The organism is Hydrogenivirga sp. 128-5-R1-1 (assembly GCF_000171895.1).
On the sequence record NZ_ABHJ01000166.1, the window covers coordinates 1 to 2,154 of the forward strand.

The 2,154-nt window shown below is 31.4% G+C and carries 3 protein-coding genes; 2 read left to right on the forward strand and 1 reads right to left on the reverse strand.

Annotated features, from left to right (window positions below; all coding sequences use genetic code 11):
* Positions 1–318: ribose 5-phosphate isomerase B (rpiB, locus tag HG1285_RS03860; protein WP_008288779.1), on the reverse strand; the 318-nt coding region annotated here is incomplete at its 3' end.
* 76 nt (positions 319–394) lie between these two features.
* Between rpiB and HG1285_RS03855 the strand changes: the two genes are divergently transcribed.
* Complete coding sequence (locus HG1285_RS03855) at positions 395–1,300, forward strand: DsbC family protein (protein ID WP_008288780.1); 906 nt, start codon at positions 395–397, stop codon at positions 1,298–1,300.
* Complete coding sequence (locus HG1285_RS18365; RefSeq protein ID WP_008288781.1) at positions 1,287–2,087, forward strand: ABC transporter ATP-binding protein; 801 nt, start codon at positions 1,287–1,289, stop codon at positions 2,085–2,087. The genes HG1285_RS03855 and HG1285_RS18365 overlap by 14 nt, the downstream gene beginning before the upstream one ends.
* The last annotated feature ends 67 nt before the right edge of the window (positions 2,088–2,154 follow it).

Genomic DNA, 2,154 nt, shown 5'->3' on the forward strand with positions numbered 1-2,154 from the left:
AAGAGCAAGAACATTTGCATTATTGTGTCTTATCGCCATCCTTGCCATGTATTCATTTGTACAAAGGGCTGCTCTTATTCCTTTAACTTTATTTGCTGAAATTGATATACCAATACCTGTTCCACATATTACTATACCTTTTTCTGCTTTACCACTGGCAACAGCTTCTGCAACCGCTTCACCATAAACCGGATAATCAACCCTCTCTTTTGAAAAAGCTCCTTTATCTATAACCTCAAATCCTTTTTTTTCTAAATGATTTTTAATAACCTCTTTTAAATCATAACCAGCATGGTCACTACCAATCGCTACCTTCAATTTTCACTCCTATTTCACACATTGTGATAAAAATTATTATACTATATAAGGTAAATAAAAAACTTTGGGAGGAAACATGAAATTTTTAAAATTTTTAGGGTTATCAATTTTCATATTAACATTTAGCTTTGTAAAAGCTGAAGAAAGCTCCTGTCTTTCGGATACGGAAATTTCAGTAAAAGATGTAAAAAAAGCCCTTGCTCCAATATTAGGTAATGCAAAAGTTATATCTGTAACTGACGCTCCAATAGAAGGTCTTTATGAAATAGTAATAGAAGTAAACGGCAGAAGGATACCTGTTTATCTTGACTGCAGTTTAAGATATTTGATTAGCGGTGAAATTATAGATGTTAAGCAAAGAAAGAGCCTAACAAGAGAAAAAATAGCAAAATTAAATGAGCAGTCTCTAAAAGAAAAAATAGCCAAGCTTGAAAAGGTTTTAGGTAAAGAAAAAGTAGAAGAGCTTAAAAAAGCTGTAGGTAAGGAACTTCTTTCAAGAATGAGGTTAATTGACATAAATCAAATTCCTCAAAAAGGTAAAGTAATTTTTGGAAATAAAAATGCTAAATACACAGTTTATGTAATAACAGACCCCCAATGTCCTTTCTGTAAAAGACTTCATAAAGAAATTGAAAAAATACTTGCAAAAAGAAAAGATGTTAAGTTTGAAATGATATTCTTCCCACTACCATTCCATAAGTATGCTAAACCAGTCGCAACTGCAATTCTTTGTGAGAAAAATAATGAAAAAGAAAAACAACTTTTAACAAAAGCTTTTGAATATCAGTCAAATCAAGAGAAATTCAAAAAACTTGCATCAAAAAGCTGTCCTGAAGCTGAAGATATAATAAATAAAAATCTTGAGTTTGGGAAAAAGGTAGGTATAAGAGGAACTCCAACTTTAATTTTCCCTAAAGGTATTACTATCTCAGGGGCATTACCAGCACAGCAGATAGAAAAAATTATAGATGCGCTTAAATAAATCTCAAAGGGGGCAAAAGCCCCTTTTATCTATTAAAAACTTAAAAGTAAGTTTTAGTCTTGAAAATCAAACTATAAAGGCATTAAAGGGAATTTCATTAGAGGTTTATCCAAAGGAAATTGTTTGTCTGGTAGGAGAATCAGGAAGTGGTAAAAGCATTACATGCTATTCTGTACTAAAACTTCTTGATAAAAATGCAAAAGTTGATGGTAAAATTTCATTTAAAACGGATAATAAAAATATAGAAAACCTGTTAACATTGTCTGACAAAAAAGTAAGAGAGATAAGAGGAAACGAAATATCAATGGTATTTCAAGAACCATCAGCAGTTTTAAACCCACTTTTAACAGTAGGACAGCAGTTAATAGAAACAGTGCTGGCACACAGGAAAGTAAATAAAGATGAAGCTAAAAAAATATGCTTAAATGCAATGGAAAAAGCACAGATTCCAGACCCAGAAAGAAGATTTTACCAATATCCTCATGAGCTTTCGGGAGGATTAAAACAAAGGGTAGCAATAGCTATAGCAGTTGTAAACAACCCTTACTTGATTCTTGCAGACGAGCCAACAACAGCTTTAGATGTAACAGTTTCAGCTAAAATTCTTTCTCTTTTCAAGAAAATAAAAAAAGAAGGAAAATCAATACTTCTAATAACCCATGACCTTGGAGTTGTTGCAGAGGTAGCAGACTGGGTTTATGTAATAAAAAATGGTGAAATAGTTGAAGAGAATAATGTTTATGAAATATTTGAAATCCTAAACACCCATATACGAAAAATTGCTTGAATCAGACCTATATATATTTAAAGACATGACAAATTTATTAAAACATGACAAATTTGTCATCTTTATG

Coding starts and splice junctions, on each gene's coding strand:
- HG1285_RS03855 (WP_008288780.1), top strand. CDS start 395: ATGAAATTTTTAAAATTTTTAGGGTTATCAATTTTCATATTAACATTT.
- HG1285_RS18365 (WP_008288781.1), top strand. CDS start 1,287: ATGCGCTTAAATAAATCTCAAAGGGGGCAAAAGCCCCTTTTATCTATT.